Annotated in this window: 15 protein-coding genes and 1 pseudogene; 7 read left to right on the plus strand and 9 right to left on the minus strand. The window is 68.9% G+C overall.

The features are described from left to right. Nucleotides 1-334: 334 nt before the first annotated feature. Complete coding sequence (locus ACIP94_RS37105) at nt 335-847, minus strand: PadR family transcriptional regulator (protein WP_402436129.1); 513 nt, start codon at nt 845-847, stop codon at nt 335-337. A 57-nt stretch (nt 848-904) separates the two neighbouring features. Between ACIP94_RS37105 and ACIP94_RS37110 the strand changes: the two genes are divergently transcribed. Next, nucleotides 905-1,582 (plus strand): cysteine hydrolase family protein, encoded by a 678-nt coding sequence (locus ACIP94_RS37110; RefSeq protein WP_402436132.1) that lies wholly within the window; start codon nt 905-907, stop codon nt 1,580-1,582. Between the two features lie 290 nt (nt 1,583-1,872). Continuing rightward, nucleotides 1,873-2,028, plus strand: coding sequence for a hypothetical protein (locus ACIP94_RS37115; protein WP_402436135.1), 156 nt, complete (start codon nt 1,873-1,875; stop codon nt 2,026-2,028). A gap of 146 nt (nt 2,029-2,174) precedes the next feature. On the opposite strand, the gene infA is transcribed toward ACIP94_RS37115, so the two are convergent. The 4 genes from infA to ACIP94_RS37135 all read right to left on the minus strand — a co-directional run bounded on the left by infA (nt 2,175) and on the right by ACIP94_RS37135 (nt 5,304). Then, nucleotides 2,175-2,399, minus strand: coding sequence for a translation initiation factor IF-1 (gene infA, locus ACIP94_RS37120; RefSeq protein ID WP_010981942.1), 225 nt, complete (start codon nt 2,397-2,399; stop codon nt 2,175-2,177). Then, nucleotides 2,396-3,187 (minus strand): GNAT family N-acetyltransferase, encoded by a 792-nt coding sequence (locus ACIP94_RS37125; RefSeq protein WP_402436138.1) that lies wholly within the window; start codon nt 3,185-3,187, stop codon nt 2,396-2,398. Before ACIP94_RS37125 ends, infA begins: the two co-directional genes overlap by 4 nt. Nucleotides 3,188-3,786: 599 nt before the next feature. Continuing rightward, on the minus strand, nt 3,787-4,149 hold the full coding sequence (locus ACIP94_RS37130) for a hypothetical protein (RefSeq protein ID WP_402436141.1): 363 nt from the start codon (nt 4,147-4,149) through the stop codon (nt 3,787-3,789). Between the two features lie 309 nt (nt 4,150-4,458). Then, nucleotides 4,459-5,304, minus strand: coding sequence for an NAD(P)H-binding protein (locus tag ACIP94_RS37135; protein ID WP_402436144.1), 846 nt, complete (start codon nt 5,302-5,304; stop codon nt 4,459-4,461). A gap of 148 nt (nt 5,305-5,452) precedes the next feature. Here ACIP94_RS37135 and ACIP94_RS37140 point away from each other — a divergent pair, with 148 nt between their 5' ends. The 3 genes and pseudogenes from ACIP94_RS37140 (at nt 5,453) to ACIP94_RS37150 (ending at nt 6,830) form a co-directional block, all read left to right on the plus strand. Then, the gene (locus tag ACIP94_RS37140; protein WP_402436147.1) at nt 5,453-5,845 is read left to right on the plus strand and encodes a winged helix-turn-helix transcriptional regulator; all 393 of its coding nucleotides are present in this window, start codon (nt 5,453-5,455) and stop codon (nt 5,843-5,845) included. 257 nt (nt 5,846-6,102) lie between these two features. Continuing rightward, nucleotides 6,103-6,231 (plus strand): annotated as a pseudogene (locus tag ACIP94_RS37145) (IS5/IS1182 family transposase); the annotation flags it as partial. A 200-nt stretch (nt 6,232-6,431) separates the two neighbouring features. Then, the gene (locus ACIP94_RS37150) at nt 6,432-6,830 is read left to right on the plus strand and encodes a hypothetical protein (RefSeq protein WP_402436216.1); all 399 of its coding nucleotides are present in this window, start codon (nt 6,432-6,434) and stop codon (nt 6,828-6,830) included. Between the two features lie 52 nt (nt 6,831-6,882). On the opposite strand, the gene ACIP94_RS37155 is transcribed toward ACIP94_RS37150, so the two are convergent. Continuing rightward, a complete protein-coding gene (locus tag ACIP94_RS37155; protein WP_402436150.1) occupies nt 6,883-7,494 on the minus strand; it encodes a YbhB/YbcL family Raf kinase inhibitor-like protein in 612 nt (203 codons plus the stop codon). 1,340 nt (nt 7,495-8,834) lie between these two features. On the opposite strand from ACIP94_RS37155, the gene ACIP94_RS37160 reads away from it, so the two are divergent. Then, complete coding sequence (locus ACIP94_RS37160) at nt 8,835-10,688, plus strand: glycoside hydrolase family 15 protein (protein WP_402436153.1); 1,854 nt, start codon at nt 8,835-8,837, stop codon at nt 10,686-10,688. A 258-nt stretch (nt 10,689-10,946) separates the two neighbouring features. Here ACIP94_RS37160 and sigJ read toward each other — a convergent pair whose 3' ends face one another. Further along, nucleotides 10,947-11,885, minus strand: a complete 939-nt coding sequence (sigJ, locus tag ACIP94_RS37165; RefSeq protein ID WP_402436156.1) for an RNA polymerase sigma factor SigJ — start codon at nt 11,883-11,885, stop codon at nt 10,947-10,949. A 174-nt stretch (nt 11,886-12,059) separates the two neighbouring features. Here sigJ and ACIP94_RS37170 point away from each other — a divergent pair, with 174 nt between their 5' ends. After that, nucleotides 12,060-13,160 (plus strand): LUD domain-containing protein, encoded by a 1,101-nt coding sequence (locus ACIP94_RS37170; protein WP_402436159.1) that lies wholly within the window; start codon nt 12,060-12,062, stop codon nt 13,158-13,160. 359 nt (nt 13,161-13,519) lie between these two features. Here ACIP94_RS37170 and ACIP94_RS37175 read toward each other — a convergent pair whose 3' ends face one another. Together ACIP94_RS37175 and ACIP94_RS37180 are read right to left on the minus strand one after the other, a co-directional pair. Further along, nucleotides 13,520-13,675 (minus strand): DUF6131 family protein, encoded by a 156-nt coding sequence (locus tag ACIP94_RS37175; protein WP_402436162.1) that lies wholly within the window; start codon nt 13,673-13,675, stop codon nt 13,520-13,522. Nucleotides 13,676-14,089: 414 nt separating this feature from the next. Beyond that, nucleotides 14,090-14,935, minus strand: a complete 846-nt coding sequence (locus tag ACIP94_RS37180; protein WP_402436165.1) for an RNA polymerase sigma factor SigF — start codon at nt 14,933-14,935, stop codon at nt 14,090-14,092. Nucleotides 14,936-15,236 lie beyond the last annotated feature (301 nt).

Here is a 15,236-nt window from a genome sequence, read left to right on the forward strand (position 1 = left end):
GTCGGCGGCGCTGACCGCGTCGACGCGTTCGCGGGTGGGGGCACTGCTGGTGGTGACGCCTTCGCGGCATTGCGCCCACAGGGGTCCTCGAGGATGTCAGGGAAACTCAGATCAAACGAGGTAACGCACTGCGAACTTCCGGACGCTCCCAGCCATAGATGCGCCTGCCGTCAGACGTGCAGGTCATCGACCTCCGCCAAACCTCGAGATCAATCTCATACACGGGCACGGATCCAAGTTGATGGCACATCAACCGTTCTCACGCCCTGAGACAAGGCGAGAACCCACAACAGGTCCGCGCTCGTGAAGGTCCTCTCGGCCTGCCGGCGGGCCGTCAGGCCAGGACCTCCCGCAGCCAGGACCGTTCCGCGCGGCTGGTAGCGCGGGCGATGGTGAGCATGCCGCGGCGATAGGGGTCGTCACTGTCGTCGGCGCCCAGCGGGCGGTCACCGTCGTAGAAGAAGCTCGCGGGCTGCTCCAGGAATTCCAGCCGCCGGCGCAGCACCGCGTGCTGATCGGCGGTGTGGGGAAGCTGGGAGAGGAAAGCCAGGACTGTGAAGTACCGGGTGCTGTCGCTGATGTCCAGGCCGTCGGCGTCCCGCAGCCGTCGCTGCAGCTCGCGGCGGCCGGTGGCGGTCAGGCTCAGGGTATGCCGCTGTGCCGCCGAGGCGCCCGGTTCGGTTCGCCGGTCCAGCAGTCCGGCGTTGACCAGCCGGTTGATCGCCGGGTAGAGGCTGCCGTCACTGACCGGCCGGGCATGGCCGAACAAGTGCGCTATCCGGTGGCGCAGTTGATAGCCGTGCAGCGGCCCCTCAGACAGAAATCCCAGGACTGCGAGTTCGAGCATGCTGCTACTCTCGCACATCGAACCGAGGTACCTCGAATCGATGTAGAGGAGGCGGGGATGACGTACACCGAGGAATGGGTGACCGCGCGGGCGCGGAACGCCTACGAGCACGGCCGGGCATCGTTCGACATCCGGCCCGAGCGGACGGCGCTTCTGGTCATCGACATGCAGGACGAATTCGTCCAGCCCGGATGGAGCCCCTACTGGGTGCCCGCGGCGACCCGGATGGCGCCCCGGCTTCGGCAACTGGTCGAAGACTGCCGGGCCGCCTCCATCCCCGTAATCTGGACCATCTTCGACGACACCCATCTCGGACTCGACCGGCCGCACGCCCTGCGGTTCCTCCCGCACACCGACAGCGACTGGCACCGGCCGGGACATACCGATGTATGGGGCCAGATGGGTCGCCGTCCCGATGAGGTCGTGATCCGCAAACCCTCCTACGGCGCCTTCTACGACACCCCGCTCGACACAGTGCTGCGCAACCTCGACCGGGACACGGTCATCGTCACAGGAACCCTCACCAACTACTGCTGCGGCACCACAGCCCGGCAGGCATACGAACGCGGCTACAAGGTCGTCTTCGGATCCGACGTCACCGCCACCGACGACGAGTCCCGGCAGGAACCAGAACTCGCTGTCCTACGCAAAGGCTTCGCGCTTGTGCTGACAGCAGAAGAGATCACGAGCCGACTCACCGCCATCGCCGCCATCGCCGCCAGCGTCAAAGCATGAGGGACGGACGAACGTTGCCTGATACTGCATGTTGATCGTCTCGCCCGGGCGGCAAGGGCGCACCCAGCGGCGTCCAGTGGGTTCCGGTGGGTTCCGTGTCCGGGTTCGAGGCGGACCGGGACCGGCCGGCTGGGGATCTGGGGGTGGAAGCGCGCACAGTGGCGGTAAGTCAGGGATCTGATGGCTATGGCCCGTAGAGCTCGTGACACGATCTTGTTGAACGGCCCTGTTCGGCCGTGGTCTGTGTGACGATTTCGACCGTTCGGAATGGCGTGACTACCCGGTCGTGGATGGCGGACGATGACCTGTGGGCCCTGATGGCGCCGCTGCTGCCGCCCTGGCCCGGAAACGCTCCTGACCTGCGGCCGGCGCCGAACCGGCTGCGCCTGCAGGGCATCCTGTACGTGCCGCACAACGACACATCGCCTGGCCACTGCTGCCCCTGAAGCTGGGGTTCGGCTCGGGCCAGGCCTGCCGGCGGCGGCTGGAGCGGTGGCCGTCGCGGCCGTGCGAGCCATCATCGGGGCCCCGGTCACGGAAAGGCCGTGACCGGGGCCCCAGGATCAGCTAGCGCAGAAGGTGCCGACCGCCGCTAGTTCCGGTACCGGAACACGATCCGGCCGCGCGTCAGGTCGTACGGCGGGAGCTCCACCAGCACCCGGTCTTCCAGCATGATCTTGATGTAGTTCTTGCGGATCTTCCCGCTGATGTGCGCGAGCACCTGGTGGCCGTTCTCGAGCTCCACGGTGAACATGGCGCTGCGCAGGCACTCGACGACCTTGCCCTCGACTTCGATGACGTTCTTGTTCTTCGTCATCGCACCAGCTCCAGGTTGCTGCTCATCGGCCGGGCGCCGATGCCCTCGAACAGCGCCGAGGCTGCTTGGTTGGACTCGTGGACTTCGGTCCAGGCCGCGGCGAACCCGGAGCGGTGCAGCGTCCCCAGCGCGTGGGCCAGCAGCGCCCGAGCGATGCCGCGGCGCTGCTCGCCGACCCGGACCGCGACCAGCCCGATGCGCGGCCGGTTCACCGTCACCACCCGGATCAGCCCCAGGTAGCGGTCCGGCGCCGCGGCCACCGCGTACTTCGACGGGTCGACGATGGTGTCACCTTCGGGGCGGGGAACTACCTCCGCGGGCATCGACTGCCACCCGACGGCCGCCTCGACTTCGTCACGGATCGCGCGGTCCACCGCCCGCAGCAGACTCTCGTCCGCCTGGCCGGCGGGCACGATCGTCACGCCCGAAGGCGGCAGGACTGCGTCGAGTCCTGTGACCCGCGGGTCGGTTGGCACGGCGTACTCCCACTCGCGGCGCCGGATCGTGAAACCGGCCCGTCGCCAGCCGGCCGTCAGCTCGACGTCGGCTTCGTCGACCACCGTGTACAGCGGCGCCGGCAGTTCCGCCAGCATCGCCTCGGCGAGCCGGTCGAAGGTGGCCTCGTGCCAGGCGTCGATGCTGACGAACAAGCGTCCGTCCGGCCGGTGTTGCGCATACCCGCGGCCGACCACCAGGTCGTCATCCAGTGCATGCCATTGCCTGTCCGCGACGCGCGTAATCATCACCGCGTTCTCGCTCAGGCCAGATGTGAAATGCTTCGTGTTCATCGGAGTCTCCTTCCAGGAGTGCCTCGATCTCAGGCGCTCCTGGCGACACCGAACGTCAGCCGCCGGACCGTGACGGGTTGAGGGAGCACCCATGGGTAACTGTGATCACGGGGCTCACCTCCATACGACGACTTCACGGTCCACCACGAAAGTAGCACCGGGGCGCCGCCCCACTCAAACCCTTTCCCGTGAGCTCGTACCCCATATGATCCGGTCCCCTTGAGGCGTCTCCAGCAGATGAGGCTGCAAGGCAACGAGAGGAGGGAGGCGTGGAGTTCGATACGTCGCTCCCAGCGGACCCGAGGCGTTTGAACCGGTGGAGCAGGGCGAAGGTCAGCTCCACGACGAAGCGGCGCTTGCCCAGGCCCTTGATGTTCTAGGGCGGCAGCAGGTTCTTCAGCGCCCACAAGTCATCGTTCAGGATCCACGGCCGAGTCGTCACACCCGCCGAACGATCAGATCGTCACAACGGCCACGCCTGACCGGAGCACCTCAGCAAGATCAGCACACAGCCCTCATGACCACGAATATTCCCGGCTGTGCAGTGCCTTGACCGCGACTTTCACACGGGCCGCCTGGCCGAAGCCCGGTGCCACGTCTCACGAGGTGAGATTTCCGGGTTCCCCGTGCTGCCTCTGACTCTCGCGCTCAGCAGCGAACTCGTCGAGGAGCTGGAACAGCACGTCGATCGCGCGCTGCTCGCCCTCCGGTGACAGGTCCCACATGCTTTCCCAGCCGTCGGGGAGGGCAATGTGCAAGACCTGCCCCGGCCAGGCGTGGTTGCAGTCATGGCCACGTCGGGCGACAAGCCACTCGTGCCAACCGGCCAGTCCGGTGCCGCCGTGACGAACTGCATGCTGGTCGTAGCCCGTCAGGAAGGAAGTCAGCGTGTGGAAGGACGTCTTGCCGACAAACATGCCGGGCCGCTGCCCGACGCACGCAAAGTACTCGCGTTCGCTCATCTCCGACAGCTGCTTCACCGAACCCCGACCGCCTACTCATCCGTCTGCCTGAAGCCCTCCGCAAGCGTATGGCGTCCCTGTCACCCGAGCCGTCAAGAACCTGGTCCGGACCGAGTGGGACTGGCTTACGACAGTGTGACGGAGCATCACGAGATCGCCGACAGAACCCCGACTTTCCCCACTCCCTGCGCAGCAGTTCCCCGGACCTGCTCACCTTGGGTCCCCACTCCAAGGTGAGCGAACTGCCGAGTGCGGTCGACAGGGGGACCTGACGGATCGACCAGGGTAGACGTGGCCGACGGCAGCGGTCTATCGGAAAGCGGCGATGCAGCGCTTAGCCCAGTCGGCAAAGGTGCGGGGCGCGCGGCCGAGGACCTGTTCGACGTCGGGGCTGATGCGCCGTTCGGCGGGGGTGGGCTCGCCGAGGATGGTCAGCGTGGTCTCGACCACGGGCTCGGGCATGAGCCGCAGCATCTGCACGCGGGCCTCGTCGCGGGTCTGCTCGATGAACCGGACGGGTTCGCCGAGCGCGTCGGCAATCGCCTCGGCCCGTTGACGGGGTGTGCTGAGTGCGGGCCCGGTCAGCTCGTAGATCTGTCCGGCGTGGCCGTCCTCCCGCAGGGTTGCGGCGGCGACCTCGGCGATGTCGTCCGGGTCGATGGTCGGCAGGCCGATGTCGGCAAACGGCGCGGCTACGGTCCTTCGGGTGCGGACCGACTCGGCCCAGGCGTACGCGTTGGAGTTGAAGCCTCCGGGCCGCAGGATCGTCCAGGCCATGCCTGACTGCCGGACGGCTTCCTCGATGGCGCGCGCCGTGCCCCCGTGAGAGGCCGACCGGGGCCGGGTCGCGGCTCCTTGGGAAGACAACAGGACGACTCGCCCGACGCCGCCGGCTTTGGCGACGTCGAGGATGTCCTGTGGGCGCAGCAGGTGCGCGCTGGGACCCGCGTTCTGCAGGAACAGCGCGTCGGCTCCGTCGAATACAGGCCGAAGGCTCTCAGGATCGACCAGGTCCGCCCGCGTGTACCCGACGCCCTCCGGCACATCCGCCGCCGAGATCCCCCGGGATGTCGCGGTCACCTGCGCACCAGTTGCCGCGAGTGCCTGCACGAGCGATCGGCCGACGTTGCCGGTTGCCCCCGTCACTACAAACATGAACAACTCCCCTGTCGATGCGACCTCATAGCCGCCACCCGAGTGGGTGGGACCGTCACGGAGAGCTCCTCTCCGGACGACAACGGGGACGCTAACACCGGCGATATAGTAGGTACCTAGAGGAAAGTGACTATCCCGAGGGGTGTTCGTGGCCGGCAGCACTGACTGGGTGGCGGCCACTGCGACCGATCCGGAACTCGCCTGTCCGACGAGTTCGGTCGTGGACATCGTGTTCAGCCGGTGGACCACGCCGATCCTGTGGACTCTCAACACACACGGGCGACAACGGTTCGTCGAGCTGCAACGACGGATCGGCACGATCACACCGAAGGTACTGACCCAGCGGCTGCGGCAGCTGGAACGCGACGGCATGGTCGTGCGTACGTACCACCCGGAGGTCCCCCCTCGGGTCGAGTACGAGATCAGCGAGCTGGGCCGCAGCCTGGCCCCACTCTTCGCGCACCTCGCCGAATGGGCTGCCGCCAACCTGGACAAGGTCGAGCAGGCCCGGCACGACTACGACACCGATCCACCCCGATAGCGCGTCAGCGAGAGGCCTCGATCCCTGCCGGGTCTTCCGCCACTTGGCTGGTCAAGCAAGCGGAGCGAAGAGCCGGACTGGCGATTTTCACGGAGCCCCAACAAGCGCAGGGCTCCTTTGGTTCGACCAGCGCGCAGGTCGGTCGGGGGCCTCGACGACCGGGGAGAGGTCGGCCAGCAGCTCCAGTACCTGTCGGCACATCTTTTCCGGCAGGCGGTCCGGGCAGCGCACATGCACGACTGTCGGCTGCGCAACCTGCCTTCGCCTGGCTGCACCAGTTCAAACGGCTCCGCATCCACTACGAACGACGCGCAGATCTCCATCAGGGCCTGCACGAACTGGCCCGCAGCCTCATATGCCTCCGCCGCCTACGAACCTCATCCTGAGGCGATCAGTGGGCTACGCTGAACCACCCCGGCCGCACCTCGTTCAGAAGCGGTTGCAGCGACCGAACTGCTGACCGCACGTCCTCATCCGTGACGTCAAGCGGCTCAGGCAGGCTCAGCTCAGTGTCCGCGAACCTGGAAGGCTCGAAGGTCTCGAACCGGCCCGGCGCACGGGTCAGGTCCCTGCCGAGGCCCAGGTGGTGGGTCAGATCACCCATGCCGTCGTGCGCGAAGCGAACGTCCCAGCCGGGCCATGTCCGGGCCAGTACGGCGCGGGCGGCGATGTGGTCGGCCCGGCTGTCCTCGAAGGCGAACCACAGCAGGATCCGGCGGTCGTGGTCGACGAGTGCGGCGCCCTCGCACCACACGTCGTCGAGCCATTCGTCGGTCTCCTGGTTGGCGCGGAAGCATGGACGGTGACGTCCGTTCCAACCGCTGGACGTGTGGTGGCCGAGCGCGTGCGGGTGGCCGAGCCCGTGCGGGTGCGCAGACTGACCGATCAGGAGGGGCGGAAGCTGCAGCAGATCGTGCGCCGGGGCAGTACCAGCTCGGTAGCGGGTCTGTCGCGGGCCGCGCGCCTGCGCCTGGACCGCCTCTGAGCGAACGGGTCCCGACCGTACCGCCGCAAAGGCCCCCGCCGGGCGAGGGTGGTCAGTGCCTGGTGTACGGCGCAACCAGCACGGCGGTCGCGGCTGACCGGCTCTGGATGTCCGACAGGGACGCGCGCGGCGACGAGTGCTCGCCGAAGGATTTCGGGAGGGGGGCTTTGAGCGCATACAGCGTCAGGCGGTACCGGTGCGTGTGGCCGGCGGGCGGGCAGGGGCCGTCGTACGTAGCCTCGCCGAAGTCGTTGAGGAGTTCGCGAGCGCCGGGCGTGAGGGTGTGTGTCTGCAGCCCCGGTGCCGTGGCGGGAATGTCGATCTGCAGCCAGTGGATCTTGTTGTTCTGCAGGTCGACCATGGACAGCGCGAGTTGGGCGGTACCCAAGGGTACGTTCGCGAAGGTGAGCCCGGGAGAGTAGTCGTGAGGGCTGTCGCAGGTGGTGATCGAAAGGAACGCGCCTGACGTGTCGAAGCCCTGCCCTCGACCGAGAGTGAACGGGCCATTGGGCGTGCCGGTCACCCGGGAGACCTCCGAGGAGGGTGTCGTGTCCGTCGGGCTGCGGCCCGGCGTGCCGGAGCATCCGGCAGACATGAGAAGGGCGGCGGTCAAGGCTGCTCCCCATACGAGCGATCTGCGCATCATGGGGTTCAGCGTATGCACGGAGCCACCCTGCGATCGGTCACCGTCGCTTACGGCTTTCTTATGTCGCAGGCCCGCCCGCGGCGGCCTGACACCGCGAGACCGGTCACTGTCCGGGCCACGGTCGTGGCCCCCCGGCTCAGCCCGCGCGACCGGTCACGGCAGGCGGCGTGTGTACTGCTCCCGGCCGCGCTCGCCGTGGGGATCGCCTACCTGCCGTACGTGCTGACGTCCGGTTCCACGGTCCTGGGCCCCTTCCCTGCTGTCTACGGGAGGAGGGATACGAGGGCGCGGCCGGCGGCCGGTTCGCGCTGTCGCAGCGGTTCCCGCCCGATGCGTGGGCCGCGCGGGAGCCGGCACCAGGAGCTCAGCCTCCGCCGAGGAGGTGGCCGGAAGTCGCGGAAGAGCAGGAGCGCGCCTGAGGTGATCCGTACGCCAGGAGGAACGGGCCGCCACACTGGTCCTGCGCACCGGCCAGGGACCGGTGTACCTACGGCTGCCGGACGGACGCCGGATCCGCATGCCCGTACGACGCCGGCACGCGCCGCCCGTCATGGCCGACGAGACCGTGCTGGAACGCCGTACCGCCCCCGTCCTCGACATCGGCTGCGACCCCGGCCGGCTGTGCCGAGCGCTGTCGAGCCGCGGAGTCTTCGCCCCCGGCGTCGACGTGGCCCCCTGCCGGTCGCCAGGACCACCGCCCTCGGCGGGCTCGCCCTCCGCCGCTCGGTGTTCGACCCGCTGCCGGCCGAGGGAGGCCGGCTCACCGTCCTGCTCACCGACGGCAACATCGGCATCGACGGCAACCCGTCCGCACTGCTGCGTCGCTGCTTCCAGCTCATGGCCCCCACGGGTGTTCTCCCGGCCGAAGTGGACCCGCACGACATCGAGGAAAACCGGCACTGCCTGGTTCGAAGACGGCTACGGCCACCGGGGCCAGCCCTTCCCCTGGGCGCGTCTGGGCGGGCCGGCGCTCCACAGGGTCGCCGAAGCGCTGTCCCGCAGCGTCGTCGGCCGATGGAAGAGCGACCACCGAGGCTTCCTCACGCCCGGCCATCACGGCTCGGGACCGGGGCGGCCCCGCTGAGGCCGGGCCAACGCCACAAGACGAGGCCAAGGGGCAGACCGACCGTACCGCGACGCACGTGGCATCGGGTCCGCGCCACCCGGTCGGCGCACCGCCGGCGGACCGCACGTGCGGTCCCCGCGTCGCGATGATTGGCTGGGAGGTGAGCCGCTGGGCGGGGAGGCCGGGATCCGTGGCCTTCAGGGACCTGACGCGAGTTGCGGCGCGCGGGCAGCCACGCACGTCGTCCCAGCCTGGCGGAGATGCCGAGCCCGAGGCGGGCAGGATACGACGCATGAGTACGCGACCGATCGGTGACCACGCTCTGCTGTCCGACTGCCGTTCGGCCGCCCTGGTCACCTCGGACGGCTCGGTGGACTGGCTGTGCCTTCCCCGGTTCGACAGCCCGGCGATCTTCGCTCGGCTCCTCGACGAGGACGCCGGTCACTGGTCCATCCGCCCCCTCGGTGCGGCCGACATCAGCCGCCGCTACGTCGAGGACACCCTCGTGCTGGAGACAACGTTCCGCACGCCCGAGGGCACGACGGTCCTGCGCGACGCGCTCGCCCTGGGACGCCACGAACGCGGGCACGCACTCGGCACCGGCTCCCCGGGAGCGCTCCTGCGGCACATCACCTGCGCCGAGGGGCGGGTGACCATCGAGATCGCATATGCGCCGCGCCCGGAATTCGGGCTCGTTCACCCACTCCTGTCACCCGTACGCGGCGGACTGGCCGCCCACGGGGGCGCCCACGTCCTGCTCCTGTCGAGCCCCGTCGACCTGCGCCTGAGCGGCTCCTCAGCACATGCCCGGATCCCGCTCACCGCTGGGGACCGACTGGGTTTCTCCCTGCGCGTCGGCCCCGCGTGGGAAGAGGAACCCGTCCGCTGGCGGTCGGGACGAGTCCGGCGGCGGCTGTCCGACACCGTCAACGGCTGGCGCTCCTGGTCGAAGCTGCACCGCGGGTACATCGGCCCCTGGCAGGACGAAGTCGGCCACAGCGGACGCGTGCTGCGAGCCTTGACCTATGCGCCCAGCGGGGCGATCGTCGCCGCAGTCACCACCTCCCTGCCCGAGCGGGAGGGCGGGGTTCGTAACTGGGACTACCGCTACACCTGGGTCCGCGACGCGAGCTTCACCCTGCAAGCGCTCGCCACAGCAGCCTGCGAGAAGGAGAAGGACCGGTTCTTCGGTTTTCTCGCACGAACCGCGGCAACCCCGCTCGACCGCGGCGCGGACCTGCAGATCATGTACGGCATCGGCGGCGAACGCGATCTGAGCGAGCGGCTGCTGCCGCACCTGACGGGCTGGCGGGACAGCAGCCCCGTCCGGATCGGCAACGACGCCTGGCGCCAGCGTCAACTCGACGTCTACGGCGAACTCCTCGACGCCGCCCACCAGACTCTCCCGCCCGGCGCGCACCTGGACCCGGCCACCCGCCGCTTCCTCCTGCAAGCGGCCCGGACAGCCGCCCAGCGGTGGCCACAACCGGACCAGGGCATCTGGGAAAGACGTGGCCCCAGCAGACATTTCCTGCACTCCAAACTGATGTGCTGGGTTGCCCTGGACCGCGCCATCGCCCTGGCCCCGGCCCTCCAGGCCGACGAAGACCTGCCCCAATGGCAGCACGAGCGCGACGAGATCCGCCGAGCCATCGAACGCCGCGGCTGGAACCCCGGCCTGGGCTCCTTCACCCAGGCATTCGACACCGACGACCTCGACGCCTCAGCGCTGATGCTGCCCATCGTCGGCTTCCTCCCCCCGCATGACCCCCGCGTGCAGTCCACCGTGATGGCCGTCGCCACCCACCTGAGCGACCACAACGGCCTGGTCCGCCGCTACCTCGGCGACGAGTTGGAAGAGGGCGAGGGCGCCTTCCTCCTGTGCACCTTCTGGCTCGCCCACGCGCTCGCTCTGACCGGCCACACCACCCGCGCACGGCACGTATTCCGTACGGCCCTCGCCCACGCCAACGACGTCGGTCTGCTGGCGGAGGAGACCGACCCTGTCACCGGAGAGGCCCTCGGCAACTTCCCCCAGGCCTTCAGCCACATCGGCCTCATCAACGCCGCCCGTGCCATCCGCGATGCCGAGCCGGCCGCGCCTCTGCACCGCCGGAGTCCTCGTAGGACGGGAACCGGCTCATGACGTCAGGCCTCCTGGTCCATGGAGACGGCTGGCCGGAGGCGGGTCCGACTGGGGCTTCCCAGAGCACTTCGAGCGTGTCGACGTGCGGCCGCATGACCCCGTCGGCGGTGCCCGGGAGCGTGAGGTGACCGGTAACGCGCAGCAGGTCGCCGGGCTGCCGCTCGGTGAGCAGGGCGTGCGCGATCTCCGGCTCCATGGTGGTGCAGGGAATGACCGCTTCTCCCACCAGGTGGATGACCAGGTCGCTCCGCGTGATCGTCAGCTGATCCGCCAGGGACGGAGCTTCTCGGGGTTTCGCACCGCCCAGATATGCCTGATCCGGTCGCCCGCGATCTCGAACGCGAACACGGTCGCGATGGTGCCGTCCTGCTGCGCTACCAAGCCGGGCAGACCGTTGACCGTGCACTCCAGGAACGTCGTGCGATCGCCCGACACACGCGCAATCTCGGCGTAGGCACGTGCGATCTGCTCACCGCCCACGATCGGCTGCAGGTGGGTGACGGCGAGCCCGCCGCCGTCGGCGGTCGCGGTGGCGTCGGGGTCGAGCAGGCTGATCAGGGCGTCGATGTCCTTGGCCTCCCACGCCGTCTTGAACCGCCTGACGATGGCGGCCTGTTCGGTACTCGGGGCCGCCGGGGTCTGCGCAGTGCGGATGCGACGACGGGCGGACGAGGCCAGTTGGCGGCACGCCGCCGGTGTGCGGCCGACGATCTCGGCGACCTCGCCGAAGGGGTAGCGGAAGATGTCGTGCAGGACGAACGCGACGCGCTCGGCCGGGGTCATCGAATCGAGGACGACCAGGAAAGCCATGGTCACTGACTCGTCGAGGGTGACCCGATCGGCCGGGTCGGTCCCGTCGCCGCCGGAACGCCCGGTGATCCACTCCGTGGGCGCGGGCAGCGGTTCCGGGATCCAGTCGCCCACGTACGTCTCCCGCCTGGCCCGCGCCGAGCCGAGCAGGTTGAGGCAGATGCGGCCGGCGACCGTCATCAGCCAGGCGCCGGGCGACTCGATGGCCTGCTGCTCCCGTGCGGACATGGCGTACCAGCGGGCGTACGTCTCCTGCACAACGTCCTCGGCGTCGGCAAGGGACCCGAGGAGTCGATAGGCGAGGTTGATCAGCCGGCGCCGCTCGCTCATGATCACGCTGAGACCCGGATCTCTCTGATCGTCGCCGGGCTCGCCCCTGGTGGTCATGGTCCGGCACTCTCCCTCGGTCGCTTCTGTGCCTCTGCCCCTTACGACAAGACAGCCCTTCGGAATGTGAGGTTGACGCGCCGCCTCACATTGCGAAGGGCTGCGTTGTCGTACCGGTGAGGTCGACGGCCGGCGAGGCGGGCCTCTCGACGACACCTGGGAGAGGGGACTTCGATGAACGACTTCCAAGCCATCGCGGACCGCGTCGAGATCGAGGCACTGCGCGGCGAGTTCACCGACGCGGTGATGATGCGCGACCGACGCCGCCTGGCGTCGCTGTTCACACCGGACGGTGCCCTGCGCATGCCCAACATCCCTGTCGAGCAGGTCGGCCGCGAGGAGATCCGTGCCGGGGGCGAGCGGCTGCAGAGCCTGTGGGACTTCTTCGTGCAGAACACACACCCCGGCACGATCCTGCTCGACGGCGACACCGCGACCGGCCGCGCCTACATCCAAGAACTCGCTCGCACCCTCGACGGACGCCAGGGTCTGAACTATGCCGTCTACCACGACCGCTACCAGCGCACCATGGAGGGCTGGAAGTTCTCCGAACGGGTGTACGAGGTCAGGTACCTCGACACCTCTCCGCTGGCGGGCACGGCACCCCACTCGGCGCGGGACTCCGTGACCAACCGGTCGGACGCCACGGCCGCCCCGGCGCCGGCCGCCCCCTTCGCCGACCCGGCCTCGGCCGAACGACTGGAGCGGGTCGCCGCCGCGCTGCGCGCCAACGGTTTCGCCGCCGAGATTCTCGACGACGCCGAGGAGGCGCGCGCCCGCATCAAGGACCTGATCCCCGAGGGCTCCAGCGTGCTCACCGGAGCCAGCGAGACCCTCCGACTGTCCGGCATCGACGAGGACATCAACGCCGGCGGCCAGTACGACGCCATCAGGCCGCGCATCCTGGCCATCGACCGTGCCACCGGCGCCGACGACATCCGAAGGCTGGTCGCCAGCCCCGAATTCGTCGTCAACAGCGTCGCCGCCGTCACCGAGACCGGCTCGCTCGTTCTTGCCTCGGGCAGCGGCAGCCAACTCCCTGCCAACGCGGGCGGCGCCGCCCACGCCGTCTGGATCGTCGGAGCGCAGAAGGTGGTGCCTGACCTGAGCACAGCGTTGCGCCGCGCCGAAGACCACTGCCTTCCGCTGGAGAACGCCCGCGCCCAGGCGGCGTACGGGATGCCCAGCGCCGTCAACCGCCTGCTCATCCTCAACGCGGAACCCCGCCCCGGGCGCGGCACCGTACTGCTTCTCCGAGAGGCCATCGGTTACTGACCCGGCCCGGGTTCGTTTGACTCACGGGCTCAGAGCCAGTCATTGACGGCGGCGATCCGGACGGTGGCTTCGTAGCGGCCGGCGAGCTCGTCGTACCGGGTCGCCATAGCGGGTCACCAGCCCGCCGGCGGGGTGCGCGCTGACGTCACGAGGTCGACCTCGGCCTCCAACCCAGGCTGGTGGGCCTGCGGCACGAACGCTGTGCGGCACGAACGCTTCGAGCGGAGCCTTGCCCGCCGGCTGAGGGCGCCATGGGCGCTATGCCAGTCGACCACCGGCCTGGGCACGCCTCCGAGTGGCTGACCTGGACGACGGTGGGCCTGGCGTCCAAGCAGCCGCTGCTTTCGTCCCAGCGGTCCTCACCAGTAGTGCCGGCGGCCGGCGACTGCGTGGCCGAGAGAGCCCAGTATCCACAGCACGGCGCCGATCACAGCGAGGATGATGCCAATGGTCCACAGAATGGATATGCCGGTGACGAAACCGACGACAAGCAGGATGATCCCAAGGATGATCATGGCCGCCTCCCGCTGCGGATAGTACTTACTTCACAGTGCACCTTCTGTGGAGATTTGTCCTCCTGCGAGAGAAGATTTTTTCAAGGGTGTGGACTGAACCTGCGGTCAGCCGCAGGAAAGCGCCCTGCGCCGGGCCGTGGGCAGCCGGGCCGCCGGGATCGCGGTGAACCCCGCAGCCATCAGCGCCGCTCCCCCCAAGCGCTTTCACAAGTACGCCGAGTCCGGCCGAAGGCATGGAGCGTGACGGACACTTGTGGAGCTGATGCTCCCCTTCCCTACCGGACACCGCTGCGCTGCCGGGACAGCCAGGCCATGCGCTCACGCATCAGCCAGCACGCGGACGAGCGGCTGCGGGCGTGGCCGGGAGCTATGCGGCGGTGTGGTCGGGCGGCTGGGCCCGGGCCGGTGTTGCTGTCAGCGGGTGGTGAGCATGCCTTCGCGCAGCCGAGCCAGGGTGCGGGAGAGCAGGCGCGAGACGTGCATCTGGGAGACGCCGAGGCGTTCGCCGATCTGGGCCTGGGTGAGTTCTTCCACGAATCGCATGTGGATGATCTGCCGGTCGCGTTCGCCGAGCGCGGCGATCATCGGGGCGAGAGCGTGGAAGTCCTCTACGAGTTCGAGGGCCTGGTCGTCGGTGCCGATGAAGTCGGCCAGGGCGCTCTCGCCGTCCTCGCTGGTGCTCAGGGTGGCGTCCAGGGAGGCGGAGTTGTAGCCGTTGGCGGCGAGCCGGACCTCGATGACTTCGTCTTCGGAAAGGCTCATCAGCTCGGACAGTTCCTTGACCGTCGGGGTGCGGCCGAGGCGGCTGCGGAGTTCTTCGGTGGCGCGGGCGAGCTGGACGCGGGCTTCCTGGAGCCGTCGCGGGACGTGCACGGCCCAGGTGGTGTCGCGGAAGAACCGCTTGATCTCACCGACGATGTAGGGGATGGCGAACGAGGTGAACTCCACCTCCCGCGACAGCTCGAACCGGTCGATCGCCTTGATCAAGCCGATCATGCCGACCTGGACGATGTCCTCCATCTCCTCCGGGCCACGGCTGCGGAACCGGCCGGCCGCGAAGCGCACCAGGGACATGTTCATCTCGATCAGCGTGTTGCGGGCGTACTGGTACTCAGGCGTGCCCTCTTCCAGCACCACCAGCTGCTCGAAGAACAGCCGCGACAGCTCACGCGCGTCCTTCGGGGCCACCCCGGAAGGGTCGGCGACCTCCGGGAGGCCGGCCATACCCGTATCCGTCTTCGCCGCAGTCACCGTCGCCATGATGCTTCCCTCCCCTGTCCCTGCACCTGCCGACCCGCCACGAGCCAGCGAGGCGGCGCCTACCCCGGCCTGTGCAGATCATGCCGCCATCAGGAGACAGGCGCGCCGCTCCCCGAGGACGGCTGTCGCTTCGACGGCGAAACCGGCCGCACTGCCCGCAAGGCCGACCCTCCCTTTCACCGGACAAAGCCGGAGAGACTCACAGACGCCGAGGAGGACTGGCCCCCCGTAAACCGCCGTGCTGGAGGCCCGGGAACGCGCCGCCTTCCGTTGTCGCGCGCACGGTTTGATCTCTCCATCG

Origin of the sequence: Streptomyces sp. NPDC093261, assembly GCF_044753645.1 — a bacterium.
Classification (GTDB): domain Bacteria; phylum Actinomycetota; class Actinomycetes; order Streptomycetales; family Streptomycetaceae; genus Streptomyces.

What these genes read in the sequence shown, in the direction of transcription:
- ACIP94_RS37105 (WP_402436129.1), bottom strand. Translation starts at nt 847, where the DNA reads ATGCTCGAACTCGCAGTCCTGGGATTTCTGTCTGAGGGGCCGCTGCAC.
- ACIP94_RS37110 (WP_402436132.1), top strand. Translation starts at nt 905, where the DNA reads ATGACGTACACCGAGGAATGGGTGACCGCGCGGGCGCGGAACGCCTAC.
- ACIP94_RS37115 (WP_402436135.1), top strand. Translation starts at nt 1,873, where the DNA reads ATGGCGGACGATGACCTGTGGGCCCTGATGGCGCCGCTGCTGCCGCCC.
- infA (WP_010981942.1), bottom strand. Translation starts at nt 2,399, where the DNA reads ATGACGAAGAACAAGAACGTCATCGAAGTCGAGGGCAAGGTCGTCGAG.
- ACIP94_RS37125 (WP_402436138.1), bottom strand. Translation starts at nt 3,187, where the DNA reads ATGAACACGAAGCATTTCACATCTGGCCTGAGCGAGAACGCGGTGATG.
- ACIP94_RS37130 (WP_402436141.1), bottom strand. Translation starts at nt 4,149, where the DNA reads ATGAGCGAACGCGAGTACTTTGCGTGCGTCGGGCAGCGGCCCGGCATG.
- ACIP94_RS37135 (WP_402436144.1), bottom strand. Translation starts at nt 5,304, where the DNA reads ATGTTTGTAGTGACGGGGGCAACCGGCAACGTCGGCCGATCGCTCGTG.
- ACIP94_RS37160 (WP_402436153.1), top strand. Translation starts at nt 8,835, where the DNA reads ATGAGTACGCGACCGATCGGTGACCACGCTCTGCTGTCCGACTGCCGT.
- sigJ (WP_402436156.1), bottom strand. Translation starts at nt 11,885, where the DNA reads ATGACCACCAGGGGCGAGCCCGGCGACGATCAGAGAGATCCGGGTCTC.
- ACIP94_RS37170 (WP_402436159.1), top strand. Translation starts at nt 12,060, where the DNA reads ATGAACGACTTCCAAGCCATCGCGGACCGCGTCGAGATCGAGGCACTG.
- ACIP94_RS37175 (WP_402436162.1), bottom strand. Translation starts at nt 13,675, where the DNA reads ATGATCATCCTTGGGATCATCCTGCTTGTCGTCGGTTTCGTCACCGGC.
- ACIP94_RS37180 (WP_402436165.1), bottom strand. Translation starts at nt 14,935, where the DNA reads ATGGCGACGGTGACTGCGGCGAAGACGGATACGGGTATGGCCGGCCTC.